Here is a 26038-nt window from a genome sequence, read left to right on the forward strand (position 1 = left end):
GTAGTCACCGCTCATTGGGCGCTCCTTGCAAAGCCGCGGGCGGCGCGTTTTTCCAGGAAGTGCATGCTGGTCATGGCCAGTACGGTCAAGCCCAGGTACATGAATGCGGCGACCATGAAGAAGGTGAACGGCTGCTTGGTCACGGTCACGCCGATCTGCGCGTGGCGCATGATTTCTTCCAGGCCGATCACTGATACCAGCGCAGTGTCCTTCATCAGGATCATGAACAGGTTGCCCAGGCCCGGCAGGGCGATGCGCCACATCTGCGGCATGATCAGCCGCGTGAAAATCCGGATTTTCGACAGCCCCAATGCCACACCGGCTTCGCGGTGACCCTTGGGAATGGCGAGGATCGCGCCGCGAAACACTTCCGTGGCGTAGGCGCCAAAGCACAGGCCCAGGGCGATCACCCCGGCGGCAAAGGCGCTCAGGGACAGGTCAGGGTTACCGAAGAACTCCCCGAGGGCACGCATCAGGTTGACGGTGCCGAAATAAATCAGCAGCACCCACAGCAATTCGGGAATACCGCGAACGATGGTCGAATAAGCACCGCCCAGCCATTGCAGCGGCTTGTACGGCGAAGTCTTGGCCAAGGCGCCGGCCAGGCCCAGCACCAGTCCCAGGCACAAGGCCGTGAGCGCCAGTTTGACGGTCATCAGCGCGCCGGCGGCAAGCGCCGGGCCGAATCCGTAGAGATCGAAATTCATGGTGTTTTCATATCGCGGCAGGCATTGCTGAAAGCCGACGCGCTCAGGTGAGCGCGCCGGGCAGGCCGTTCAGATCATTCGATGCTGAACGGGAAGTACTTGTCGTTGATCTTCTTGTAGGTGCCGTCTGCCTTGATCTCTGCCAGGGCTTTGTTCAGGCGCTCGCGCAGCGGGTCGCCCTTGCGTACGGCGATGCCGATCTTGTCGCTCTCTACCACCGGGTCGCCCTTGAATTCATAGGCCGAACCGTCTTTGCTCTTGAGCCATTCGTACTGCACGTACTTGTCGGCCAGGATGCCGTCGAGGCGGCCGGACGTCAGGTCGAGGTAGGCGTTTTCCTGGGTGTCATACAGCTTGGCCTCGGTGTCGGGCAGCTTGTCTTCCAGGTAGGTACCGGCCAGCGTTGCACGTTGTGCACCGATCACCTTGCCCTTGAGGTAGGCGGCGTCGGTCTTGAAATCCGCCGTGGCTTTGGGCGCAATGAACTGCAGCTTGTTGGAGTAGTACGGGTCGGTAAAGTCGACGGCCTGCTTGCGCTCATCGGTGATGGACAGCGAGGACACCAGGAAGTCGAACTTCTTGGCGTTCAGAGCCGGGATGATGCCGTCCCAGTCGGACACATACACTTCGCACTTCTCGACTTTCATCTTGGCGCACAGGGCGTCGCCGATGTCCTTGTCGAAACCGACGACATTGCCGCTGGCGTCTTTATTGTTGAAGGGCGGGTAGGCCGCTTCGATCCCCATCTTCAAGGTTTCTGCCATGGCCGTGGCGCTGAACGCCATCGAGACGGCCGCGGCCAGAAGGAATTTTTTATAGGTCTGCATGCATGTTGCTCCGTTAGCGGTTGCTGGACATGAATTGTTTGCAGCGCGCCGAAAGCGGGTTGTCGAACACCTGCTGTGGCGATCCTTGCTCTTCGACCAGGCCCTGGTGCAGAAACACCACTTCGCTGGACACTTGGCGGGCGAAGCCCATTTCGTGGGTGACCAGCAGCATGGTGCGGCCTTCTTCGGCCAGCGCGCGGATCACATTAAGTACTTCCTGGACCATTTCCGGGTCAAGCGCCGACGTCGGTTCATCGAACAGAATGACTTTAGGCTGCATGGCCAACGTACGCGCAATGGCGGCGCGTTGTTGCTGACCACCGGACAGTTGCGCCGGGTAGGCGTGGCGCTTGTCAGCGATGCCCACCTTGGCCAGCAGGGCCTCCGCCACTTCTATTGCCTCGGCCTTGCTCTGGCCGAGTACACGGCGGGGGGCCTCGATGATGTTGTCGAGGATGCTCATGTGCGGCCACAGGTTAAAGTTTTGAAACACAAAACCGATTTCGCTGCGCAGGCGGTTGATCTGCTTGCCGTCGGCGGCAAACAATTCGCCGTTTTTTGCGGCCTTGAGCTTGAGTTCTTCACCGGCCACCAGGATCTGCCCCTGATGCGGGTTTTCCAGCAGGTTGATGCAGCGCAGGAAGGTAGACTTGCCGGAACCTGAGGAGCCCAGGATCGAGATCACATCGCCGTCGCGAGCGGTCAGCGAGATACCCTTGAGTACCTCCAGCTCACCATAGCGTTTATGCAAGTTGCGGATTTCAAGCGCGGGCGTGGCCTCGGCCATGTGCGGTCCTCATTGTGTTCGTTGCGATCTTCGCTGTTGGGCCGCCTTCCTGGCGAGGCGCCAAGCTAGCATAGCGTTTGGATGACAGCCAACAGCGCTGCGGACGGTTAATGGGTGGTCTGCGGCAGGGTGTCGCATCGGCACAGCGGCGTGTCGCGCCATCAACAACCGAACAGACGTTTGAACCCGGGGCATCCACAGGCTTCGCGTAAAAAGGGCGCGATGGTGCCAGCTTTGGGCAGGGGTTGGAAGGGTTAACCGGGCAAACGGCGCGTATCAGCGCTTTTATGGAGCGTCACGCACTTTTTGTGTGTGTTTTTGGTGCGCCTTTTCGTCTGCAAGGTGAGTCGCACGGTAACGCTATAGCGAAATGCCATTGTTCTCAAAGACTTGCGGTCACTGCTGAATTTTCCTACAGCCCTCGCCACCTGTGCCTCTGTTACATTTTGGCGCAAATCTTGCGTAAAAAATAAAGAACGCCCTGTTGGTTTCTTTTCACGAGAAAGATCGCAGGCCAGGCGAACCGTTTTCGCAATTCCTCGCAAAGGTGTGTCAATGAGTAGTACGCAAAGCTCCAATGACCTCGAACAGGGGCTCAAACCGCGGCATGTCACCATGCTGTCGATTGCCGGCGTCATCGGCGCCGGTTTGTTTGTCGGCTCCGGCCACGCGATTGCCGCCGCCGGCCCGGCCGTGCTGTTGGCCTATGCGGCTGCCGGTACGCTGGTGGTACTGGTGATGCGCATGCTCGCCGAAATGGCGGTTGCGTCGCCGGACACAGGCTCGTTCTCCACGTACGCCGACCGCGCAATCGGCCACTGGGCCGGTTTCACTATCGGCTGGTTGTACTGGTGGTTCTGGGTGCTGGTGATTCCGCTGGAAGCCAACGCGGCGGCGACCATCCTGCATGCCTGGTTCCCCGACGTGGCGATCTGGGCCTTTACCCTGATCATTACCCTGCTGCTGACCGCAACCAACCTGTTCAGCGTGAAGAACTACGGTGAGTTCGAGTTCTGGTTTGCGCTGATCAAGGTCGTGGCGATCGTGGGCTTCGTCATCCTTGGCCTGGCGGCGATTTTCGGCTTTCTGCCCACCAGCCAGGTCAGCGGCGTATCGCACCTGTTCGACACCCAGGGCTTTATGCCTAACGGCATGGGCGCGGTGCTGGCGGCGATCCTGACCACCATGTTCTCGTTCATGGGCACTGAGATCGTCACCATTGCCGCCGCGGAGTCGAAGAACCCCGGCCAGCAAATCACCAAGGCCACCAACTCGGTGATCTGGCGGATTGGTTTGTTCTATCTCTTGTCGATCTTCATCGTTGTGTCCCTGGTGCCTTGGAATGATCCGACACTGGCTGCCGTAGGTTCCTACCAGACCGTGCTCGAGCGCATGGGCATTCCGAATGCCAAGCTGATCGTCGACCTAGTGGTATTGGTGGCCGTGACCAGTTGCCTCAACTCGGCGCTGTACACCGCCTCGCGCATGCTGTTCTCCCTGGGCCGTCGTGGTGATGCGCCGGCTGTGGCCAAGCGCACCAATAAAAGCGGTACGCCTTACTGGGCGGTGTTGCTGTCCACCGGCGCTGCGTTCCTGGCGGTATTTGCCAACTATGTGGCACCGGCGGCGGTGTTTGAATTTCTGCTGGCCAGTTCCGGCGCGATTGCCTTGCTGGTGTACCTGGTGATTGCCGTGTCGCAGCTGCGCATGCGTCAGAAGCGTACGGCGGCGGGTGAGAAGATCGTCTTCAAGATGTGGCTGTTCCCGGGCCTGACCTACGCGGTGATGGTGTTTATCGTCGGTACATTGACCATCATGCTGTTCCAGGAAGCCCATCGGGTCGAAATCATCGCGACGGGCATTCTGAGCTTGCTGGTGGTGTTGGCGGGGCTGTTTGTTGCCAGTCGTCGCAAGGCCCAGAGAGTGGGCGCCCCCGTACTGAACTGACAAAATGCAGATCAAAAAATGTGGGAGGGGGCTTGCCCCCGATGGCGGTGGATCAGCTGCAAACAAGCTGACTGACCCACCGCTATCGGGGGCAAGCCCCCTCCCACATTTGGTATGTGTCAGTCTGCTGAATTTGTCAGCGCTTGGGATGCGTCTACGTAGTCTGCCTGGAACTGCGGCGATTCGATCCACGCCAATGTACGGCGGCGGGTGAGCTGTTCCAGGAAGCCCATCGTGTCGAAATCATCGCGACGGGCGTTCTGAGCTTGCTGGTGGTGTTGGCGGGGCTGTTTGTAGCCAGTCGTCGCAAGGCCCAGAGAGCCGGCGCTCCCGTACTGAACTGACAAAATGCAGATCAAAATGTGGGAGGGGGCTTGCCCCCGATAGCGGTGGGTCAGTTGACAAATAGGTGACTGACCCACTGCCATCGGGGGCAAGCCCCCCTCCCACATTTGATCTGTGTCAGTCTGCTGAATTTGTCAGCGCTTGGGATGCGGCTACGTAGTCTGCCTGGAACTGCGGCGATTCGATCCACGCCAACGCAGCGGCCTCGTCATCGCTGTCAGTGGCCCATTGCCGATATTCAATCAGCGCCGCCAGGATAAAGTTGGTCGCTTCCTCTTCGCCTTCCTGCTCCAGCACCAGCGCCAGCAGCGGGTGCGCCAGGAATACCGCACACAGCGCCTGCTGGCTGGTTTCGCCCGCTGTGCGCATCTCCACGAACAACTCGGTCAAGTCCACTGACTCAAGGTCGATACGGCTGTCGTCGCCGGCAAATGCATCCGGCTTTGTGGCGACGGCACGCTGGGTACGGTTTTGCTTGGCCTTGGTTTTTGCACGCTGGGCGCGTTTTTGCTGCTTGTTTGGCGAGGCCATGGGCGTAACGTCCTTGGGTTTGGGGCAGGTATTGAAGCGCAGGTTGGGTGAAATCCCAAGCAGGTTTGCTCGCGCATCCAACTCGACCACCGGGCAATACATGAATAGGCTTGGCCTTTGCAACTTGCCAGAGCGTCCTCATGACCCGCGACACCCTTGAGCACAACCAGATTCCCCTCTACTTTGCAGCCATCCTGCTGGCCGCGCTCTGGGGTGTATTTGCGCCGTCGTTTGCTCAGGGCCTCAGCGTACTGATCACCCCCGCCATCGCGATGTTGATGTACGCGATGTTCCTGCAAATCCCTTTCCTCGACCTGCGCCGGGGCTGGGGCAGCAAGCGCTTTATGCTGGCGTTGCTGCTGGCCAATTTCCTCCTGGTGCCCTTGTTGGTATGGGCGCTGACCCGGGGCCTGCTGGGGCATCCCGCGCTGCTGGTGGGCGCGTTGCTGGTATTGCTGACGCCCTGTATCGATTACGTGGTGGTGTTTACCCACATTGGCAAAGGTGACTCGCGGTTGATGCTGGCCGCTACGCCGTTACTGTTACTCGTGCAATTGGCACTGCTGCCGGTGTACCTGGGGTTGATGCTGGGAGCGCAATCGGCGGTGGTGATCGCGGTCGCGCCGTTTATCGAAGCGTTCCTGTTGTTGATTGCGCTGCCAATGGTGCTGGCCGCGTTGACTGCATTGTTCGCGCGACGGTCACTGTTGATCAGTCGGTGGAACAGCGCCTGGGCCTGGTTGCCGGTGCCGGCGATGGCCCTCGTGCTGTTTGTAGTGATCGGGTCGCAGATTACATCAGTGATTCGGGATATCAGCGCATTGCTGCCAGTGCTCCCCATCTACGCAGGCTTCGCACTGCTGGCGCCGCTGATGGGGATGTTGGCCGCGCGGCTGTTCGCGTTGCCGGCGGCAACGGCGCGTGCGGTGACGTTCAGCGCATCCACCCGCAATTCACTGGTGGTGCTGCCCCTGGCGCTGGCGTTGCCTGAAGGCGTGCGCGGGTTGGCCGCGACGGCGGTCATCCTGCAAACATTGGTCGAACTGGTTGCGCAGTTGATCTACATCCGCCTGATCCCGGCCCTGGTATGGCCCGCCAGTCGGTAATGCGTGAATTTGCAGGTTTGTTCAGACGCTGTTCAGGGGGGCGGTCGGCACCATAAGCCCGCGCTTCCCACCTGACAGGTCACCTGATGGATCATCGCAACCGCTTTCGCCTGGAGTCACTGGGCATCTTTCTGATCGCCTTGTTGCTGTTCACCCTGGGTATCTGGGATCAGCAGCCTCAGGGCTTCGACGGGCGATGGGCGTTGTTCCTGCAGGAAATGTTTCGCCACGGCGCGAGTCTTTTTCCCACCACTTACGGCCAGCCGTACGCGGATTATCCCGGCACCGCGACGTTCTTCAGTTTTGTTTTCGCCCGGTTGTTTGACGCGCCGAACCATCTGGCGAATGTGCTGCCCACCGCGCTCGCTTCGGCCGGGGTGGTTGCGTTGATCTATCGCCTGCTGGCCCCGTCCAGCCGGCCTTGGGCTTTACTGACGGTGCTGCTGACATTGCTCACCACCCAACTGCTCGAAAAGTCGCGCTCGGTGTGCCTGGACCAGATGGTTGCGCTGCTGTGTGTCGGCAGTTTCTACCTGTTGCACAGTGGTGAACGGCTGGGCTCGCGGTTCAGGCAGCTCGCGGTTTTCCCTTTGTTTATCCTGGCCTTCGCGATTCGTGGGCCGCTGGGGTTGATCGAGGTGTGTGGCGTGACATGTATGTACTGGGCGCTGGGCCGGCCGGGGGAGCGGGTCCGGCAGGTGCTGGTTTACGGCGTTGTCGGGTTGGTGTTGCTGGCGGCGTGCTGGTGGGTGCTGATGAAGCTCGCCCGAATCAGCGGTGGTGATGCCTTTGCCGATGAGGTGTTCAAGATGCAGGTCGGCGGGCGGCTGGATGAGTCCGGCGAGCCGTTTTACTTCTACTTTCAGCTGAGTTTGTACCGGTACTTCCCGGTGGTGCCGTTGGCCCTGGCGACGTTGGTAGCGCTACGTCATCGCTGGGCGCAGCGCTGGGCCAGTGATGATGTGCAATTGCTGATGCGCCTCGGCGCGTGCGGCTTGATGATTTTGCTCGGCCTGTCAGTGCCGCATTTCAAGCGTGCCTATTACATCCTGCCCATGGTGCCGATGTTTGCCGCTGTCGCGGCCTATGGCCTGCTCCAGGCGCAAGGCTGGCTGGTTGGCGTGCGCCGCTGCTACGAGGGGCTGGTCGTGGCGCTGCCGGCGCTGGGCGTGGTGGTGCTGTTTGCCTGCCGGCATGCCTGGCACAAGCATGGCTACTGGCCTGATGTTTCGATGCCGTTATTGATCGGTGTGCTGGTACTGATGCAAGTGGCGGCGCTGCTGGCGTGGCGTCGGCCCGGGCGGTTGATTTGGCTCAGTGGGATCGCCCTGGCGGCGCAGTGGTCTTTGCTGGTTGCCGTGGTCGAACCGGCCAAGGATCTTCAGTTCGATACCCGGCAGTTTGTCGGGCAAGTAGAGGCGTTACGGGATGCGCAACCGGGCCCTCTGGTCTTTGTCGACCTGGGCCGGGACACCTGGGCGGTGCGCTACATGATGAATCTGGATCACGACGAGCAACCGTTTTTCGTCGGGCGTAATGAACTGGAAAAGCTCGCTGCATTGCCCCGGCCATCCTGGGTGATTGTGCCGCGCAAGGACGCGGCGTTGTTGAAGGACTCGCCCCTCGAGCCGCTGGCGCCGAGCTTTCAGGGGCGGTTGAATGACAATGCGTTGATGGTGTTTTTGCTCAATTGAGATGGCTCTTTGGAAAGCACTTACTTACAACGAAACCCCTCCGGCATCGTAACCGTGTAATTACGCTGCACCCGATCCTGGAAATTCAGATTGCGCAGCCCCTGTTCCACCAAAAAGGCTTCTACCTTCGCGGCCTGGCAGTCGTCGTTGTACGACGATGCCCGCAGCACGTACACCGCGCGCTTGCTCGTCTCATCCCGGGCGGTGGCCCTGAACGTGGTGAGGGTGGTGTAGCCGGTGCGCTCAGAGGTGCCTACGGGGCCGTAGGTGGTGTTTGGGGTGCTGGTGCAGGTCAGCTGGTCGGTTTTCTTTTTGTTCTTCTTGCACTGCGTGGTGGTGCTGTTTGCCACTTGGCCGTATTCGGTGGCGGTATAGCGGTAGGTGACCTGCTTGCTGTCGACGTCCAGGGTGACGGTCATTTTGATCGGTGCATGGTCTTTGGGCAGGGTGGTGTCGGTGAAGACATTGCGAAAGCCCTGGTCCTTCATGGCGCTGACCATGTCGCGCAGGTAGTAGCGAGCGTTGAGCGCGTTTTCATCGCTGCCGCCGGTGGACGTCACCAGTACCGTGGCCTGGCGGTCGAAGTGGTAGTCGGGATCAGGCGTTGCGTTGAGCGCTACGTCCATTTGCGTGGCGCACCCACTGAGCATTGCGGTCAGTAGCAAGAGCGTGCAGAGCAAGAAGCGGGTCATGGAAAAAACCTTACAACTGGGAATTGGGTAAAGGCTGGACGATTGAGTCCAGCGAAAAACAACCCTCAATCGTGCTGCTGCGACATCAGGGCCGCAGGCATGCCGGCAGAGACCGAATTTCTAGTATTGTCTGAGCAGGATAGTCAAAAAATGACACGAGCCGACCGGATTATGTCGTGTAGATCTGTTATCTATTTAAAGATAGCTCCCTGCAAACTACTCTCTGCAGGGAGCTAGGTGTTGATCAGATGCTACGACCTTAATGCCAATTGGCCGCAAGGACTGGCTGAAGGGCCTGCTGCTCTGATGTTGCAAGACTTGTTAAACCAGCGGCGGGAGGTGAGAACGCAGCCATAGCCTGCACTAAAAGCTCAACATTCCGATCAGATAGGCTTTTACCATCACCCGTGCTGATAGTGCTGGGGCGCTGTGGCGCACTAGCATACCAATTGAGTACCGTTACTTCTTCCTTAGAACCAAGCACAGAAATTTGCAAATCCTGTCCAGCATGCTCAAACCATAGCTTATCAGGCGTAATATCCTTGCCAAATACCAAGGTACTCATAGACCCACGGAATCCAAGATCGTAACTACCGTGCCCGACTTCCACCGTAGCCATAACACCACTGACAGTCGCTGTATTTGTACCATCTCCAAGTTTTACTTTTGCCATTGACTCCGTATTGACAATGGTATTTTCGCCATTGCCGACAGTCAGCTCTTGAATTGCACCTTGGATGATGTTCTTTCCATCTCCAACGGTAACCGCTCTCGTCCGACTTGCGACAGTTATTATATTGTCACCATTACCGACTGACAGTTTTTGATAAATACCCGTTATAATGTTTTTCCCGTTACCAACAGTAGCGCTAGAGGTATTATCAGTCGAGTCAATAGTGTTCTTACCATCGCCAGCGACTAATGTTCCCATCATACCATTGAGCCTAACTGTATTATCCCCATTACCCAATGTGACTTTCGCGCTAAATCCAGTGACGGCAAGATCGTTATCAGCTAGATCAGGCAAATTAACGATCGCAAACGGAGTGTTCACGGGTACGGTAGTAGTTTTGACTGGTGCAATCTGTGTTGGTTTATCTACAACAACGGGCGAAGGGGTTACAGCTCCACCTGTGACCGGGGGAGTTGGCACCACCAGGTCAGTAAGATCTGTTGGCTTAGGAGTAGTCATTTCACCCGGTTTAGTTCGATCAATACCTCGCTCTGCCAAAATTTCGTCAACCGATTTTATTTTTACTTCTGTTGGTCTGGTATCAATACCACCGCCAACGTCTCTACCGCCGACTATTGGCGTGGGGGTAGTCATATCAACCGGTTTGGTAGGATCAATACCTCGTTCTGCTAAAATTTCTTCGGCAGTTTTTACTTTTGTATCCGTTGGAAGACGATCTCGACCCGCCAAAAGCTCTTCGACAGTTGGTCTTTTAGGAGTATCGATTGGTGGAATAGGAGGTAGAACAACAGCCGGTATATCAATTATTGGACGTTCGATAGAGGGCTCCAGTGTGCCCGGCACGGTAATCGTCGGATGCAATGGATCAGGGGTAGTCACAACCGGAGGGACTACCGAAGGAGTAATAGGGACTAGATCCAGCGCATGGGTAGCGAATATGAAGTCTGACTGACTCAATTGAGTGACATCAAGTGCATCCAAGTAAAGCAGCTCGACCTTACCCCCGGCAGGATCAAGTGCCATAGTCGAAATATTTACACCGTGAATTTGCGACAGCCCGTTTATCGTACCGCGATTGTTTTTGCTGATTGTGAGTTGTTCAAAGCTAGTGATACCTGTCTGGCTTAAATCAATTTTGTCGGTGCCCTGCCTAAACCCTCTTAGCGCATTTTGATAGTCCGCAACCCCTGGCTGTCGAGATACAACGAAGGTATCTGAAGTGGCACTATCATGGCTGTACACCGTTCCGGCTAGAGACGCAACAAACTGACCGTCAGCCCCCGTTGTGATACTCACACCCTTGGAGCCACCGTTTAACACGACAGTCCCCAGCCCCTCTTGTGAGGGAACCGCAGAAACGTCGCTGTTGACGTATTCCACTGGCGCAACAAATGTATCCTGAAACTTGAACTGAGCGGCTGTAATTGCCGACGCCGTTTGATTCTTCAGCAAAATTGACTGAGCATCTCCCAGATCGACACTAACATCAGCGCCGAGCTGTGTGATGACCAGATTTGCGAAGGTCTTGCCGGTGAAACCAACCAGGTCAATGATCTCACCACGGGCGACATCGTAATTCACCACGGTATCGTTACCACCACCCCGACGATGAACCACAAAAAAGTCCTTACCCGTGCCACCCTCCAGAGTGTTGTTACCTCGGCCGCCATCAAGCAATGCATCTGCCGGACCTGCGACCAGAGTGTCATTACCATCGCCAGTCACAATGTTTTGGATAGGTGAGCGACTGTTGATCGTGAGGGCCGCCCCTCCGATGTTTGCAACGCCCGTTACCAAATTGATAGAAGTATCACCGGAAACTGCCGCGGCATTGAGCGTATTACGCCCACCAGCAGTTCCACTTGCGGCATCGTCCAATACACCACGGTTAGCCTGCGCAGCTACCGCTTTGATGTACTCATCTGTATAAAAGAACGTGTCGTCAGCACTCATCTTGCTACCGTACAGACGCAACGACCAACTGTTCAGCGTTACAGGAAGCCCAGTGGCGGAGTCGGTCACCTCAAGCTTCCATTCACCTGCCGTGAGCTCGCCCCAGTGATGAGTACTCATGAAGGTATACTTGAAAGCACCTGACTGTGTGCTGCCCACGTCAGCATCGCTTGCCCCTGCCGTACCAACTGGCACCTTTCCCTGTCGGTTAAGCAATACGCTTTGTGTACCATCTGGAGAAATAAGCTTGAGGGTCACATCTCCCAAACGGCCGACCTGAGCATCAAAGTCGATTTCGGCATGCTCCACGTACGAGACAGCATTCATTGCCAAACTTGATGAGAAGGTTTCACCCGCAGCCAACGTTTTACCAACAACACCACTGGAAGCACTGAACACTGACTCGTTGGCGCCAGTGCTCTGAGTCATCCAGGCTTCAGACAGCCGCACAGCGGCACGGGCATCGACTTCACCGAAACCGTAGTCATTACTGGTGTGCATACCGCCCCCGTTCCAGTTGCGGGCGCCGTTGTCGCTCCATACTGTAGACGGATCGTTAATCTTGCGTGCCGATAGCGCCAGGATTTGCTGGACATCTCGGTAACCCAAATTAGGGTTGGCTTGAAGCATCAGCGCAACAACACCTGAAACAATAGGCGCCGCAAAACTGGTGCCTTGCATGGCGCTGTAGCTATTGCCGAAAGTCGAGCCTCGATCAGTTTCCAGCATATGACTGGTGGACACGACATTGCTGCCTGGCGCCGAGACCAATAGGCTTGCGCCTGGATTAGAGAACGGTGCTGAGCCTATTTGTAAAGTCGACAGATCACCCTGCGCATTGATGGCTCCGACCTCAATCGAGTATCGATTGTTATTGGTCAGCGATCCTTGGGCATTGCCGCCAGTAGCACGACTGTTGCCTCCGGCAGCAACAATAATTGTCCCTAACCCGCCTCGGCCATTATTTGCAGCATATTGGGCATTCGAGGTTAACGAACTGGCGGTGTTGATTTGACCTTGCTGCATATTACTGATGGCAAAGTCATTCTGAAACCCCCAGCTATTGTTGGCAATATCATAGCTGACCATATGGCCAAGACCAGTCAGATCATCACCTTTGTTAGCTAGGTAATAGCCTCCCAGCGTTGCATCATATGCAACCCCGACACCACCGATACCATTCTTCGCACCGACCATGACACCGGCAACCATTGTCGCGTGATTAGACACCACGTCTGGCAATGTTCCACTGGTCTGCTGAGTCCGCAGCCAAGCTTTATCAACATTGGGCGCTAGATCTGGATGCTTGATGTCGAAAATTTCAGGGTGGGTGGCAAACTCTCCACCTGGTTCAAATTGACCTATCCGTACACCTTTACCGGTGTAATCCTTCCATACAGGAAGAACGTTGATGTCGCTGAGATACCACTCTTGTGCCGTAAGCGGGTCCAGCGGCACTTCTGGTGTCAGCAGTGTAACGTTGGCTCGCATCGGAGCCGTTTGCCCCGTCCCCAGGTTGACTACCGTAGCAGAAGGGTTACCCGCTTCATTAACCACACCATACTTAAAGCTGAGCAATCCAGTGAAGCGTGGGTCTGGGGTAAACAGTACATCCCCCTGTTGGGTGAGGCTGACAGTGCCGCCAACGGCCTCGTCCACACTTGCGATACGCAGAGTGCCTGTACTATTGAGGTGCTGATCATTGGCGAGCAGGCTGGCTGCTGAGATCAAATGGGCTTGTGTCCGGTCAAACGCCTTGCCAGCCTGATCGACAGTTAAAACATCTCCCACCGGCATTGCGTTGGGCAAATCCAGGTCCACAGCTGAAATATCAGAAAAACTCAGCTTTTGGATGTTTTTCAGTGTGACGGTACCATCTCGCCCAGCAACCGTATCGGCCACTTCGTAGCCCGTGGCAGTGCGTGTGATCTTATAGTCCCCATGGTTGCCATGCAGGGTAACGATGTTGATTCCGCCGTCACCGTCAATAATGGCATTGCCACCTCCGACCTCAACGACATCATTACCCACACTTCCGTAGATAATGTCTGCACCACCACCCGCGTGAATGATGCTGCCGCCTTCTGAGGCGTAGATTGTGTCGCCTTTCGGACCCGCATAAATAACAGCCTTACCACTGCCTCCCAATATGGTGTTGCGGCCTGTTCCTCCGACCAAGACGTCATTGCCCGCACCACCGATCAGCGTCGAATCTCCGGAACCTCCTTTGATGAATGCGCTAGAGGTACCACCACTGGCAATAACATCGTTACCACGGCCGCCCTGAGCAATTGTCAGTCCAGCTCGCGCCATGTTTAAAGCGACACCCTCATCGCCGACGATAATGGCCGTATCGCGTCCGCCGTTACCGTGGATATTTTCCATGCGGTCTGATGCACTGATCACAAAGACATCGTTACCAGCAGAGCCTGTGTAGGTATTGCTTCCCCCTCCACCCACGAGCCAACTACCTGTTGGCGCGGCAATGAGGGTATCATTACCGATACCACCATATAGATTGCTAACGCCTAACTGAGCAGCATCCAGTGTTTCACCGGTAGTGCTCTTACTTGCATAAGCAGTCGTTGTCACTCCTTCAGAGGTGGAAGTCACCTTAGTTCCGGCGCCCTGATCAAGGAGTGTGCTGCTTACCGGATCCCCCAAAAAATCAACCGCGAGAGCTTCTTGGGTTTTACCGTTAATTGTAAAAGTGCCTTGGGCAAGCACTCTATTCCCATCACGGACTTCACTACTGGCCGTCGTGGCTCGTACATTGATTTGGGTGATACCCAGTTCGGCCAGGGACTTGAGCTCTCCGGCATCGGATTGAGCATCATGAGAGGCATCAACCCATACACGTAGCTTGCTCCAGATCGGGTCGTTCTGGTCAATCACACCATCAGCATTGGCATCTTCACTGGCGAGCGCAGCGAAGCCGTCTTTGAATCGTACCTCCCCTGCGGCACCGCCAACCCCAGCCTTGCCAGCATAGTATTCTGAGAACATCTGACTGACGTCTTTGATCTGGCCACTGCCGTCGTCAATGACCAACATACCGGTATTGCGGTCAGCCCAACCCGTGCGCTTGAGCGTGCCACTATGATCGGTGTCAAACAATACGCCATCCCGGATATCGGTCATGCGAACGCCATTGCCGCCCAAGTCCAGCAGCAAGGGGTCGACATAGGTATTGACCGTTGTCATCGCCGAAAGGCCATTCAGGGTTACGGCATTGCGTAAACTGAAATCCGGCCTAGTGCTGTCTGGGGTCTGGTAGAATTGTGAAAGATAAGTATTGGGGCGAGCGTTAGGGTCGAGTTGAATTTCCCCTGGGCGTATTCCGCCTGTTGTCAAACTACCAATTTGCGTTGAAGTAAAATCTGTTTTATTTAGGGTGTCATCTTTAAATACAATGCTGTGGGTAGGCGAGTTTACAACATAACCATTGCTTACATCTTGCCGAGCTTTGTTTTCGCCTTGAATATTCTGCTGAGGTTGTGGATCTGGCGTGATATTAATATCGATAAGACTAGAGGTCGATGCAGAAGGAGGTATATTTGACTCTTCAGCAAAGCCTCCTATAATCATATTATACATTTGACTGAATAAGCTTTTCGTAACCGTATAAGCTCCTGAGGGAGAGTCAACCCTATCAATCCAGCCCTTGGCGAGTTTTTTATTATCATCAGTACTTATAGTCGTGGCCAGCGACATCATTTTATCCGTATTGGCCGCTAAAATGAGTTCCTTAGAAACGTCGCCTGCCGATTCTAAAACAGTTTGCCAATAGGCTTCTCTCGTACTTTCGGTAATAACCGAAAATACTGAATTTAGCGTCCAGGCATCCACACTGAGACCGTTTGTATTAAAGACGTTTCTGTGAAAATTCCATGCCTCGTCATAGTTTATATCGGAATTCAAAACTCCAGAGGCATTATTCAATTTTGCCCTTAATGCTTCTATGTATCCGTTAGCCATATCCTTGCGTATACGATTCACATCAACATCAGAAAGCGGATGCCCCGACGCGTCCGCAGTTACTTTCATGAAGTTAATTGCAGCTTCGCCTGACAAAGAATTACCCTTCGCCACTCCATTCGCAAGAGTAGCGTACTTATAACCTTTCCCTGATAAAAAATCATAAGCAGCCGATGGGCCGGACGAGTCTAAAATCCGTTTGGCCTGTTCCAAGTCAACGGCGGTTAATTGTTGAGGCATATAGAAACTCCCTATTTGTTAACTTTAGATGAAATAAAAGCGCTAGTTTTTTCAACTATTTCTCGCCAATGGCTAAGCTCGCCAGATGGAAATCTCAGCTTTACAAGATAATCAAAGTCCCTCATAAGGAAATATCCTGCGCAACTATATATGTCAGTGCTTTGGCGAGTGCGGTAACATTCGAACACAACCGATACCGAACCGTTGTTGTCAGCCCAATAGTATCGATTCATTACTTCTGGCACGATAGCGTCGTTGCTGTCTATGTAAAACAGCCCAAGCGATTCATCGTAATATTTATAATGATAACTATCTGAAGTCGTCTTTCCAGGTTTCAGGAGATTATCAAGAAAAAACTGCATATTATCAGTCTTTCGAATCACTGGAGATATCGTAATCTCTAGGCCTGAAAATTTAGAGTTATTTACAAGATTCTTATTGATCGACAATGGTTGAAAGTCAGGCCAAGAAACAGACATATATAATGAAAGCAGCTTGGCGTCACACCCTTTTATGTTGGAGGTGAACCCTTTCTCCCAAGAGCTTTTTCCCTCGTACTCAGGCCAGAAAACAACGTATTCTCTTGGGATTTCTATTGTGGTATTTGATAATGTCCCGCACACCACTCTAGGATCCACTGTTTGTCGCACCTTATCGGTATCTGGTGTGTTTTTCGTGTTAAAAATCCCATAATAACCAGCTATCAATAGAGGAGCAAAAAGCACTAACAAAAGAATTGCCGCCCCACCTCTCAATAGTTGCCATACAGCTACATAGAGTCTAGCCACGATTCTCCACCCCTTGCGCTTCTCGTTCATATAGCGTCCAACTCTATTTATATCGATCTGGAAGATGCCGAATCGTACAGGGATACCCAATAGCCAAAATTTAACAGCCCGCAAATCTAAAACCTAGCCTCATCGCTCTCGCAAACTCTCATCAATATGCTGCTGCAGCGGGCTTAGGAAGTAATCAATAACTCGGCGCTGATCTGTTTTAACTTCTGCCGTGACAGACATTCCCGGTGTTAGCGCAACACGTTGCCCTTTGATCATTAGGCTGTTGGATTTAAGACGGATACGGCTGCTGTAAATAGGCCCTCGCTTCTCATCCTCAATGGCATCATTTGAAATGCTGACAACCTCACCTTCAACCGTGCCGTATTTGGTAAACGTGAAGGTTTCCACTTTGACCGTGACCGATTGGCCGGTTCGAACAAATCCCACGTCCTTGTTTTCAAACATCGCCTCAACCTCTACGGGCTGATCTCTAGGCACAATGACCATGAGCTGTTGCGCTGGCGTCACAACCCCGCCGACGGTATGGATAGCTAGCTGTTGAACCGTGCCATCAACGGAGGCTCGAAGAAGGGTCAAGGTCTCTTGGTACTGGGCTTTAGACAGTTCTTGAACCAAGCTGGCTTCTTTCTGATTAGCTTCTTGCTGCAAATCAAGCATTGTCCGGCGGGTTTGGGCCACCACACCCTCGCGCCGGCGTTTGGCTTCACTTTGAGCAGCAGTTGCTTGCAACACGCTCGCTTGCTGGATGCTAAGTTGGCGTTTAAGGTCTAGACGAGCCTGCTCTTTTTCCAGGTATTCGTGCCGGGCAACGTACTGTTGAGCCAGTAACCGCTGATAGTCTTCGGCTAACTGGCTGGCGATCGGTAACGTTTTCAGCAAACTGGAAACTTGGGCTTTGGCGGCTTGTATATCCGCGTCCCGTTGGAGAATTTCGGCCTCGACAAGATCAAGACTGCTCCGATACTCCTGATATTGCCCCTGTAACCAGCGCTGCGCAGTCAGCACCTGGTCGGGAGTAGCTCCCTGAATCAACCCAATTAGAGGTTGAGGTTCTTTCTGATGATTGATCGCATCCAGCATTGCCCCACCACGAACACTGTCAATTCGGGCCGCTAAAAGGTCGCTCTGAATACGCCGAACCTCGGCATCTGCCGAGGTTGGGTCTAATTCGACCAGGACTTCCCCTGCTTTGACCACCTGACCATCAGTCACATGAATCGCCGTAACAACGGCTGTTTCGCTGGGTTGAATCAACTTGGTTTTACCGCTGGGAACAATTTTCCCCGGAGCTACGGCGACCACTTCGATTTTTCCGAGGAAAGCCCAGAGCAAAGCTAACGTTGCGAAGGCGATAATGCTCCACATGAAAATACGGGGTGCCGGGTGTACAGGTTTATCCTGCAACTCTAATGCGGCAGGTAAGAATTGAACCTCATGGGGAAGGCGCTTGGGGGCATCCATGGTTTTTCGGCGACGCCATGACTCACGCCAGGCATGACGGTAGCGTTGAAACAAATCGGAGCGGGCGCTCATACGATTATCGTCCTATGAAAAAAACAATACACATCCGTGTCGCATCTGAAAAATGAAGCGAAGTCGGAACACACATCACGCAACTAAACGGTTCAACCTTGCTGCATTCGATGTAATCGCGAGTAGTGCCCCGCTTGGTGGGCTAATAACTCTGAATGTGTGCCTTGCTCGACTATTTGTCCGCGATCAATGACCAGAATACGGTTGGCATCCCTTACTGCCGACAACCGGTGAGCAATAATAATCACCGTGCGACCTTTGCAAATGCTTTGCATGTTCTGCTGAATGATCCGTTCAGACTCATAGTCCAAGGCACTGGTCGCTTCATCAAAAATAAGAATCCGTGGGTTCCCAATCAAGGCACGAGCGATCGCTACACGTTGACGCTGACCGCCTGAAAGTGAAGCACCATGCTCGCCGACCATGGTGTCGTAACCCTCCGGCAATTCCAGAATGAACTCATGGGCTCCAGCCATTTGCGCCGCGTGCATAACTGCATCAAGGGGAGTACCGGGATCGGCCAGCGCAATGTTTTCGCGGATACTGCGGTTGAACAACATGTTGTCTTGGAGCACTACACCAATCTGGCGGCGCAGTGATGAAACGTCAGCCAGCGCCAAATCCATGCCATCCACCAAAACACGTCCTCGCTCCGGGATATACAGGCGCTGAAGCAGCCTAGTGAGTGTGCTTTTTCCGGAACCGGAGCGACCTACCACGCCGATGACTTCGCCTGCCGCCATTTGCACGCTGATACCACGCAGCACTTCAGAACCATCAGTTCGATAGCGAAAGTGTACCTGGTCAAATTCGATATGCCCTTTCAGTGGCGGCAAGGCGCTTCTGTTGGCTTGGGACAGCTCAGTACGAGTATTGAGGATGTCGCCTAAGCGTTGAACAGACACACCCGTTTGCTGAAAGCTGGTCCAGAGTTGAGCCAGACGCATGATGGGCTGTGAGACTCTTCCGGCCAGCATGTTAAAGGCAATCAACTGACCTACCGTAAGACTGCCGTCGATCACCAGTCGGGCGCCCATCCACAGTGTCGCGACCGTTACCAACTTACCGATAAGGCCGACACTTTCGTTAGCGATCGTCGAGAGGTTTTGTGTTTTGAAGCCAGCAGCGACGTAAGCGGCTATTTGGTTGTCCCACTTACGAATGGCTTGCGGCTCAACGGCCATGGACTTGACCGTATCAATGCCGTTCACCGTTTCGACAAGGAATGCCTGGTTCTCAGCGCCACGGGAAAAACTGTCTTGTAGCCGGGCTCGCAGCAGGGGCGTGATAAGCGCGGAGACCAATACATAGAGCGGTAATGACAGCAACACAATCAGGGTCAACCAAGCGCTGTAGTAAAACATCACAGCGATAAAGACGACGGAGAACATAACGTCCAGCACGAGAGTGATTGCATTGCCGGTCAAGAAGCTTCGTATGTTTTCCAGCTCTCGGACGCGGGCGACCGAATCGCCAACCCTACGAGCCTGGAAGTAAGCCAAGGGTAAATTGACCAGGTGCCGAAAAAGCCGCGAACCCAACTCCACATCAATACGACTGGCAGTGTGGGCGAAAACATAGGTGCGCAAGCCGCTCAGTGCCGACTCGAACAGCATGATCCCCAAAAGGCCTATGGCTACAACATCCAGAGTGGTCAGACCGTGGTGTACGAGCACTTTATCCATCACCACTTGAAAGAATAGTGGTGTCAGCAGTGCAAATATTTGCAGTACAAAGGAAACCAGCAGGACTTCACCCAGCAGCTTTCTGTACTTCACGATGGCAGGAATAAACCAGGTGAAGTCGAATCGAGAGGTTTCACCAGGACTTCCGGTTTCAGAACGAACCAAAATCAATTGGCCATTCCATCGCGCTTGCAGTACTTCGTTGCTAATAATTTCCGCTCGTTCAGCACGCGGATCTTGGATAAGAGCCTTGCCCTGATCCAGCCTGGCGATAATGAAAAAACGTCCTTCGCGATCAATCGCTATTGCAGGTAGAGGGGTGCTTCCAAGACGGGCAATCGAGGTCTTCACCGCTTTTGCTTTCAGGCCAAGTTTTCTAGCGCCGAGCAGCAACTCAGCCTGAGAAAAGACTTGTTTGTCTGCTGAAAACTCATGGGAAAGCTGTTCAGCAGACGCAGCGATATTATGAAACCGAGCCAGCATGATCAAACAGGCTAAGCCAGTATCCATGATTGGAGCAGTAGAGGGGGGTGCAGGCGTCTCGACGCCCGGAGCTTGTGTACTCATATTGCCATTGCGTCCTTGCTCCCCTTTGTTAAGGGGAAATTAATACGTCGGTATTGATACTTTATAACATGCTTGTAATGTGCATTACTTCATCCCCTTCAAGGTTTGAACGCACAAAAACGCACCGACTGTAGGAAAAATCGTGCGCATACTACGTTAAAAAGAGGTGCCACTCCATCAGCAAAGCGGCGCAATCAAAGCTTGAGTGGAACTCAGATTGGCCTACGAGCATCTGGGGGAAGAAAATCGCGATCTGGGTCGTAATTTTTGATTAGGTACATGGCCAGATCTATCAAATCAGCAGGACTCAATGAGCCTGCTGCTTCTTTTAGCTTGAGCGTGTCGATGATGTAATCGTAACGAGCATTGTTGTACTCCCGAACAGCGTTGTAGAGTTGTCGCTGAGCATTGAGTACATCGGCGGTGTTTCGAGACCCCAGCTCTCGACCCACCGTGTTTGCTTTGACCGACGCTTGGCTCGATAGGATCGTTTGCCGTCGAGCACTCACTTGCTCAACATCAGAATTAACAGCCCGATGAAAGTTTCGAGTGTTTTGTACGACTTCTCGACGCCGATCATCTCGCTCATCTTCACTCTGAGCGAGGCGCTCTGTGGCCTCACGCACTTGCGAGCGCGTCATACCTCCCGAATACAGTGGAATATTGAGTTCCAGTCCAATACTTCGCTGCTCAACATCTCCCTGATATCCAGAGCGGCCAAAATCGGTGGGGTTGCTATATCCAAAGTTGTCGTTGTCCCCCTTACGATAGGATGCAACTGCATCCAAGGTTGGAGCAAAACCAGCCTTGCGTTGATGATTAGTTTTCTCGGCGGCTGTCACCGCGAAATTGCTGGCGAGCAACGAGAGGTTTTGTTGTACCGCCTGGCTTACCCAAGCTTTTGCATCATTGGGTACTGGTGCTTCGACTGGTAGTTGATGCTGAATGCCCTCGATCGATGAATAGTCCTGTTTGGTGAGGCGAGCAAGGGTTTCATAAGCATCGTCAACTTTGCGCTCAGCCAGCTTGCGGTTGGCATTAGCATTATCGTAAGCCGCCTGAGCATCCAGCACATCCGTTATACTGGATGCACCATTTTCAAGGCGTCCCTGAGCTTGCTGCTGTTGGCGCTTTAATGCTGCTTCCTCTGCCTTAGAGGCCGCCAACAAGTCCAATGCACGCAGTGTTTCGAAATAGGCTTGTGCAGCACTGAGAATCAGCGATTGTTCCTTCGAGGATAGCTCCAGCGCAGCTTGTTCCGTACTGGCTTGTGCCGCTTCCAGCTGAAACCAACGATCAAGGCGAAACAACGGCTGGTTCAAATTCGCTTGAAAAACAGACTGGCTTCGCGTTCGTGTCAAGCTCGGCTCATCACGCTGTAAACGAACAGACTCAACGGATCCACCGGCACTGAGAGTCGGCAATAAACCGGCCCTGGCCTGCGGAACAGCTTCGCGAAGAGCCTGATACTCATGACGAGCAGCTGAAAGCTTGGCATCGTTGATAACTGCTTGCTGATAAACTCCCATAAGGTCTGCTCGCTTATCGAAATCGTCAGCACTAGCAACAGCAGAGGTCATCAAAAAGAATAGAAAAAAGCTATTGGGTATCTTGTTAATCAAAGACATAACATTCCGTGTTGTTAATAATTGACCCCGAATTCAGGAGTGATTTTCCGAGGTCAAATGCTCGCTTATTTTACAAGCCGGTTACGCACCGCGCATACCGCGTGACTTGTAAGTGACCAGAGTGCGAAATGATACAGGGTGCTCAGAGGCTCTGTGGTGTGCCGGGGATAACGAAAGCGCTGCGCTGGGGCGGACTGTATTGCCGGCACCTCAGCTTGCCTGAGGGAGGCTCTCAACCTGACAATTTAAATCAGGTTAAAACTATTCAGTTTTGATTTCGGTTCCATAAATCCCTTGGACACCTTTCAACCCCACTGCCAAAGCGCCCTGGTCCAGAAATGGTCCAGAGACCATAAAATCGCAGACAATAAAAAACCCCAAGGAACACATTGTTCCTTGGGGTTTCTCGGTATTTTGGTGCCCAGAGACGGAATCGAACCGCCGACACGGGGATTTTCAATCCCCTGCTCTACCGACTGAGCTATCTGGGCAACGGGGCGCATTAAACGGGTTTTTCAGGGGGTCGTCAAGCAAGTTTTCAAAAAATATTTAATTATTACCGTCGCTTACGTGCCGACCCCGGTTTTTGATCAATTATTGAGCAGGTGGTACGTAGCCGTCGGCCTTGGCGTAATCCTCGCCGGAAAAGAACTTGTCCATTTCGCCCTGCAGGTATTTGCGGTCTTCGGCGTTCATCATGTTCAAGCGCTTTTCGTTGATGAGCAGGGTCTGGTGTTTTTGCCAGTCGGCCCAGGCCTGGGCGGAGACGTTATCGTAGATGTCCTGGCCTTTGGCACCCGGAAAAGGGGCGCGTTCGAGGGCGGGCAGTTCTTCGTGGTACTTGCGGCACATGATGGTGCGGGTCATGACGGCTCTCCTGCGTTCAATACTTCAGCCGCGCGCTTCAGCAGTTTCTTTACCGGGGCGGCAAGGCCCAGGCGCGGTGGGGTGGCGAGGTTATACCAGAGCCAGTCGGCCTCGGCCACGTGATGGGCGCTTTCCTCGACCTGGACCAGCCAGGGTTCGATGGCCAGCTGGAAGTGGCTGAAGGTGTGGATCAGCCCCGGCAATTCCTGATGCTTGCCCAAGGCCAGTGCGTGCTGGTTGGCCAGATGATCCAGGTCTTCCAGGTCGTCCAGCTCGGGCAGGCTCCATAAGCCGCCCCACAGGCCGGTGGAGGGGCGACGGTAAAGCAGGATCGCGCCCTCGGCATTGGCCAGCATCGGCATCAGCGTGCGTTTCTGGGGGATGGTCTTGCGCGGCTTGGGGATCGGGTAGCGCGTCTCCAGGCCGAGCATGTGGGCTTCGCAGCCTTTTTCCAGCGGGCACAGCAGACAGCTGGGTTTGCTGCGGGTACACAGCGTGGCACCCATGTCCATCATCGCCTGGGTGTAGGCGTTGACGCGGTCGTGTGGCGTAAAGCGCTCTGCGGTCGCCCACAGCTGCTTGGCGACCTTGGGTTCGCCCGGGTAGCCCTCTTGCGCGGTAAAGCGTGCCAGCACGCGCTTGACGTTGCCGTCGAGGATCGGCGCGCGCAGGCCCATGCTCAGGCTGGCGATTGCGCCGGCGGTGGACAGGCCGATGCCGGGCAGCTCGGTAAGCTTTTCGACATCCCTGGGAAACTCGCCGCCGTATTCGGCGACCACGATCTTTGCAGTCTTTTGCAGGTTGCGCGCCCGGGTGTAGTAACCCAGGCCGGTCCACAGGTGCAGCACTTCGTCTTCCGGCGCGGCGGCCAGCGCCTGCACTGTCGGCAAGGACGCCATGAACCGGTCGAAGTAGTTGAGCACGGTGCTGACCTGGGTCTGTTGCAGCATGATCTCCGACACCCACACCCGATACGGCGTGATGCCCTGTTGCCAGGGCAGGTCGTGGCGGCCGTGGCGGTCGTACCAGTCCAGCACCGCCTGTGAAAACTGCTCGTTTCTCATCGGTTGAACAGGCCTTTCAATGCGTCTTTGAGCTTGGGATTGACCTTGTCGAGCTTTTCTTCGAGCTTCTCGTTGAGGCGATTGCCCGCCGCTTTGATGGCGACCTGGCCGAGGCCGTCCTTGTCCAGGCGGCAGGCCTTGGCACCCAGTTCCAGCGGACCACGGCAACGCAGCGGCACTTCGATACCCTGGAAGTTGGCTCCGACCTGGCAGGCCGGGTCCGGCACATCGCGCTGGTCGCCTTCGACAATGATGCCCACCCGGTAGTCCATGCCCAGCACGCGCAGGTCGACATCGCCATCGCCGTTGAGGGTCAGCCCCGGAATGCGCACTTTCAGGTCAGGGTTGCTGGCCACGCCGTTGCGCAACGTCAGGTTGCCGCGCAGTTCCTGGAAGGGCGTGTCCTTGCCTTGTGGCGTGGTGCTCAGGGTTTTTCGGTTGAGCAGGGCGATACCGGTACACAGTTGTTGCTCGATGTTGGCGTTGAGCAGCACACCGTTGTTGATGACGATGCCGGCGGTGCCATTAAGGCCGTCGATCAAGGCCTTCTGGCTGTTGCCACGCCCGGTCAGGTTGCTGTCCAGGGTGACCAGGCCTTTGACTGGTGGGGTTTTCCCCTGGGCCTGCAGGATTTTTTCTACCGGTACCTGCCTGATATGGGTTTGCAGCGCCAGGAGCGGGATGTCCTGGCGCACATCGAGGCTGCCATTGGCCTGGAACGTGCCGTTGTAGAGGCCACCGCTCAGCGCGTCGAGCTTGAGCTGGCCATCGATGCCCGAGGCTTTCAGTACCGCGTTCTGGATCGGCAGCTGGCTCAAGGTAAGTTGGCCGAACGCAAGGTCCGCGTTGATATCCAGGCTGCGCAGGCGGGTAAGCGGCAGCAGTTTGTCACTGCTCCAGGCGGCTTTGGTCGGCGCTTCCGGCAGCGGGCTGTTACCGCCGGCGGCCATCGCACCGGCCTCGCTGCTCTGCACTTCGGCCTGGCGTGCGGCCGCCGTGCCTTTGGCTGCGTCGGATTTGGCCGGCAGGTAATTGTCGACATTGAACGTGTCGCCCTTGAGCTGCACGCGCAGGGACTGCCTGGCGAAATCATCCACGGCAACACGACCGGTGAAGGTGCTGCCATCGAGTTTCAGGTTCAAATCCTCCAGCGCGACATTGGTCGGCGTGCCTTTGAGGCGGCTGACCAGTTCGACTTTGCTCAGGCTGCCCGGTGCCATGGGCGGCAGAGGGTGGCCGACGCTTTCGAGAAACTTGGCCAGGTCAAACTGGGCGACCGACAGCGCGCCGCTGAGCTGCGGGGTGTTGGTCAGGTCGGTGACCCTGAGTTCGCCCAGTGCGCGCAATTGGTTGGCCGAGAGTTTCAGGTTGGTCCATTCGGCGATGTTGGCGGCAAGGTCGACCAGCAATTGACCCTGGGTGGAGAAGGTCAGGGTCTTGCCTTGCAGGGGTTCGCCAGTGGCTTCGCCGCTCAGGCGCATGTCTTCGAACTGGTAGCGCTTGAGGGCGCGCTGGATGCGCAAGTTGCCGTTCAGCTCGGTCTTGAGGCGCATCACCGGCTGGTTGCTGCCCAGGAAAGCGGTGAGTTTCAGCGGAATGTTGGCGCCTTCGTGGATGGCGCCGGCACTGAGCTGGATGCTTTCGGCGCTCAATTGCTTGCCGGTCTGTTCATCGTTGTATTCAACGCGGGCGTTGTTGATGGTCAGGCTGTCGATGTCCAGGCGGATCGGCTGCGGCGGTTTTTCCGGCTTGGCTTGGGCCACCGGTTCGGCCGGCGCGGGGGCGGCGGCATCCGGGGTTTCGTCGGGCAGGTTCTTGCCGATGTCTTCCCAGTTGCCGTGGCCGTTCTTGTCGCGGGTCAGGCGCAGGTTCAGGCCTTCGACCCGCACATCGCTCATCTGTACTTCGCGGCGCAACAGCGGCAGCACGCGTACCGAGAGGCCGAGCATCTGCAGGTCGGCGAACGGTTGGGTCGGATTGGTCAAAGTCGCCACACCGGCTTCGTGCAGCTCCAGGCCCAGCCAGGGGAACAGGCTCCAGCCGATGTCGCCATTGAGCGTCAGCTCGATGTGGGCCTTGTCGCGGGCAATCTGGCGAATTTCTTCTTTGTAGTCGTTGGGATCGAAGAGATGGGTCAGGGCAAAGCCGAGAGCCACAATGATCAGCAACAGCCCGAGAAATACCAGACCCAGGATTTTGCCGAACGCTTTCATGGGCGAGTCCTTGTATGTCGATTTCAAAATTTAGCCGCAGAGTATAACGCCCGACGGCGTGCATCAGTTCGTGGATCGTTACATTGTATCTACGACCAGCGAAACGGGATTTTGGCGTCAAATAAAACAGATGGGCTGAAAAAAGTGATGTCAATTTGGTTTTTCTCCCATCTGCAAGTG

At 55.1% G+C, this 26038-nt stretch carries 16 protein-coding genes and 1 tRNA gene; 3 read left to right on the plus strand and 14 right to left on the minus strand.

Annotated elements, in window-relative coordinates:
* Window positions 1–11: 11 nt before the first annotated feature.
* The 3 genes from MRY17_RS01485 to MRY17_RS01495 all read right to left on the minus strand — a co-directional run bounded on the left by MRY17_RS01485 (window position 12) and on the right by MRY17_RS01495 (window position 2321).
* Entirely contained in the window at window positions 12–707 is a 696-nt protein-coding gene (locus MRY17_RS01485; protein WP_181282910.1) for an ABC transporter permease, read from the minus strand.
* Between the two features lie 74 nt (window positions 708–781).
* The gene (locus MRY17_RS01490) at window positions 782–1534 is read right to left on the minus strand and encodes an ABC transporter substrate-binding protein (protein ID WP_005783892.1); all 753 of its coding nucleotides are present in this window, start codon (window positions 1532–1534) and stop codon (window positions 782–784) included.
* Window positions 1535–1547: 13 nt separating this feature from the next.
* Window positions 1548–2321, minus strand: coding sequence for an ABC transporter ATP-binding protein (locus tag MRY17_RS01495; protein WP_065932620.1), 774 nt, complete (start codon window positions 2319–2321; stop codon window positions 1548–1550).
* 555 nt (window positions 2322–2876) lie between these two features.
* Between MRY17_RS01495 and gabP the strand changes: the two genes are divergently transcribed.
* Window positions 2877–4268 (plus strand): GABA permease, encoded by a 1392-nt coding sequence (gene gabP, locus MRY17_RS01500; RefSeq protein WP_124425799.1) that lies wholly within the window; start codon window positions 2877–2879, stop codon window positions 4266–4268.
* A 462-nt stretch (window positions 4269–4730) separates the two neighbouring features.
* Here the strand turns inward: gabP and MRY17_RS01505 are convergent, their stop codons facing one another.
* Entirely contained in the window at window positions 4731–5144 is a 414-nt protein-coding gene (locus MRY17_RS01505) for a hypothetical protein (protein WP_191955955.1), read from the minus strand.
* 140 nt (window positions 5145–5284) lie between these two features.
* Between MRY17_RS01505 and MRY17_RS01510 the strand changes: the two genes are divergently transcribed.
* Together MRY17_RS01510 and MRY17_RS01515 are read left to right on the plus strand one after the other, a co-directional pair.
* A complete protein-coding gene (locus MRY17_RS01510; protein WP_243353173.1) occupies window positions 5285–6250 on the plus strand; it encodes an arsenic resistance protein in 966 nt (321 codons plus the stop codon).
* Between the two features lie 86 nt (window positions 6251–6336).
* Entirely contained in the window at window positions 6337–7944 is a 1608-nt protein-coding gene (locus MRY17_RS01515; RefSeq protein ID WP_181282907.1) for a hypothetical protein, read from the plus strand.
* A 20-nt stretch (window positions 7945–7964) separates the two neighbouring features.
* Here the strand turns inward: MRY17_RS01515 and MRY17_RS01520 are convergent, their stop codons facing one another.
* The 10 genes from MRY17_RS01520 to MRY17_RS01565 all read right to left on the minus strand — a co-directional run bounded on the left by MRY17_RS01520 (window position 7965) and on the right by MRY17_RS01565 (window position 25858).
* Window positions 7965–8636 (minus strand): hypothetical protein, encoded by a 672-nt coding sequence (locus MRY17_RS01520; RefSeq protein WP_181282906.1) that lies wholly within the window; start codon window positions 8634–8636, stop codon window positions 7965–7967.
* Window positions 8637–8895: 259 nt separating this feature from the next.
* On the minus strand, window positions 8896–15501 hold the full coding sequence (locus tag MRY17_RS01525; RefSeq protein WP_191955952.1) for a S8 family serine peptidase: 6606 nt from the start codon (window positions 15499–15501) through the stop codon (window positions 8896–8898).
* Between the two features lie 11 nt (window positions 15502–15512).
* A complete protein-coding gene (locus MRY17_RS01530) occupies window positions 15513–16319 on the minus strand; it encodes a hypothetical protein (protein ID WP_191952684.1) in 807 nt (268 codons plus the stop codon).
* 99 nt (window positions 16320–16418) lie between these two features.
* A complete protein-coding gene (locus MRY17_RS01535) occupies window positions 16419–17834 on the minus strand; it encodes an HlyD family type I secretion periplasmic adaptor subunit (RefSeq protein ID WP_191952685.1) in 1416 nt (471 codons plus the stop codon).
* A gap of 92 nt (window positions 17835–17926) precedes the next feature.
* Complete coding sequence (locus MRY17_RS01540; RefSeq protein WP_191952686.1) at window positions 17927–20086, minus strand: type I secretion system permease/ATPase; 2160 nt, start codon at window positions 20084–20086, stop codon at window positions 17927–17929.
* A 212-nt stretch (window positions 20087–20298) separates the two neighbouring features.
* The gene (locus MRY17_RS01545; RefSeq protein ID WP_191952740.1) at window positions 20299–21666 is read right to left on the minus strand and encodes a TolC family outer membrane protein; all 1368 of its coding nucleotides are present in this window, start codon (window positions 21664–21666) and stop codon (window positions 20299–20301) included.
* A gap of 463 nt (window positions 21667–22129) precedes the next feature.
* A tRNA-Phe gene (locus MRY17_RS01550) sits at window positions 22130–22205 on the minus strand.
* Between the two features lie 103 nt (window positions 22206–22308).
* Entirely contained in the window at window positions 22309–22581 is a 273-nt protein-coding gene (locus MRY17_RS01555; protein ID WP_057724507.1) for an oxidative damage protection protein, read from the minus strand.
* Complete coding sequence (gene mutY / locus MRY17_RS01560; protein ID WP_243353175.1) at window positions 22578–23645, minus strand: A/G-specific adenine glycosylase; 1068 nt, start codon at window positions 23643–23645, stop codon at window positions 22578–22580. Before mutY ends, MRY17_RS01555 begins: the two co-directional genes overlap by 4 nt.
* Window positions 23642–25858 (minus strand): AsmA family protein, encoded by a 2217-nt coding sequence (locus MRY17_RS01565; protein WP_181282905.1) that lies wholly within the window; start codon window positions 25856–25858, stop codon window positions 23642–23644. Before MRY17_RS01565 ends, mutY begins: the two co-directional genes overlap by 4 nt.
* Window positions 25859–26038 lie beyond the last annotated feature (180 nt).

Origin of the sequence: Pseudomonas orientalis, assembly GCF_022807995.1 — a bacterium.
GTDB classification, from domain to species: domain Bacteria; phylum Pseudomonadota; class Gammaproteobacteria; order Pseudomonadales; family Pseudomonadaceae; genus Aquipseudomonas; species Aquipseudomonas orientalis_B.

Coding starts and splice junctions, on each gene's coding strand:
- MRY17_RS01485 (WP_181282910.1), bottom strand. CDS start 707: ATGAATTTCGATCTCTACGGATTCGGCCCGGCGCTTGCCGCCGGCGCG.
- MRY17_RS01505 (WP_191955955.1), bottom strand. CDS start 5,144: ATGGCCTCGCCAAACAAGCAGCAAAAACGCGCCCAGCGTGCAAAAACC.
- MRY17_RS01565 (WP_181282905.1), bottom strand. CDS start 25,858: ATGAAAGCGTTCGGCAAAATCCTGGGTCTGGTATTTCTCGGGCTGTTG.
- MRY17_RS01530 (WP_191952684.1), bottom strand. CDS start 16,319: ATGAACGAGAAGCGCAAGGGGTGGAGAATCGTGGCTAGACTCTATGTA.
- MRY17_RS01555 (WP_057724507.1), bottom strand. CDS start 22,581: ATGACCCGCACCATCATGTGCCGCAAGTACCACGAAGAACTGCCCGCC.
- MRY17_RS01495 (WP_065932620.1), bottom strand. CDS start 2,321: ATGGCCGAGGCCACGCCCGCGCTTGAAATCCGCAACTTGCATAAACGC.
- mutY (WP_243353175.1), bottom strand. CDS start 23,645: ATGAGAAACGAGCAGTTTTCACAGGCGGTGCTGGACTGGTACGACCGC.
- MRY17_RS01520 (WP_181282906.1), bottom strand. CDS start 8,636: ATGACCCGCTTCTTGCTCTGCACGCTCTTGCTACTGACCGCAATGCTC.
- MRY17_RS01545 (WP_191952740.1), bottom strand. CDS start 21,666: ATGACCTCTGCTGTTGCTAGTGCTGACGATTTCGATAAGCGAGCAGAC.
- MRY17_RS01525 (WP_191955952.1), bottom strand. CDS start 15,501: ATGCCTCAACAATTAACCGCCGTTGACTTGGAACAGGCCAAACGGATT.
- MRY17_RS01510 (WP_243353173.1), top strand. CDS start 5,285: ATGACCCGCGACACCCTTGAGCACAACCAGATTCCCCTCTACTTTGCA.
- MRY17_RS01540 (WP_191952686.1), bottom strand. CDS start 20,086: ATGAGTACACAAGCTCCGGGCGTCGAGACGCCTGCACCCCCCTCTACT.
- gabP (WP_124425799.1), top strand. CDS start 2,877: ATGAGTAGTACGCAAAGCTCCAATGACCTCGAACAGGGGCTCAAACCG.
- MRY17_RS01535 (WP_191952685.1), bottom strand. CDS start 17,834: ATGAGCGCCCGCTCCGATTTGTTTCAACGCTACCGTCATGCCTGGCGT.
- MRY17_RS01515 (WP_181282907.1), top strand. CDS start 6,337: ATGGATCATCGCAACCGCTTTCGCCTGGAGTCACTGGGCATCTTTCTG.
- MRY17_RS01490 (WP_005783892.1), bottom strand. CDS start 1,534: ATGCAGACCTATAAAAAATTCCTTCTGGCCGCGGCCGTCTCGATGGCG.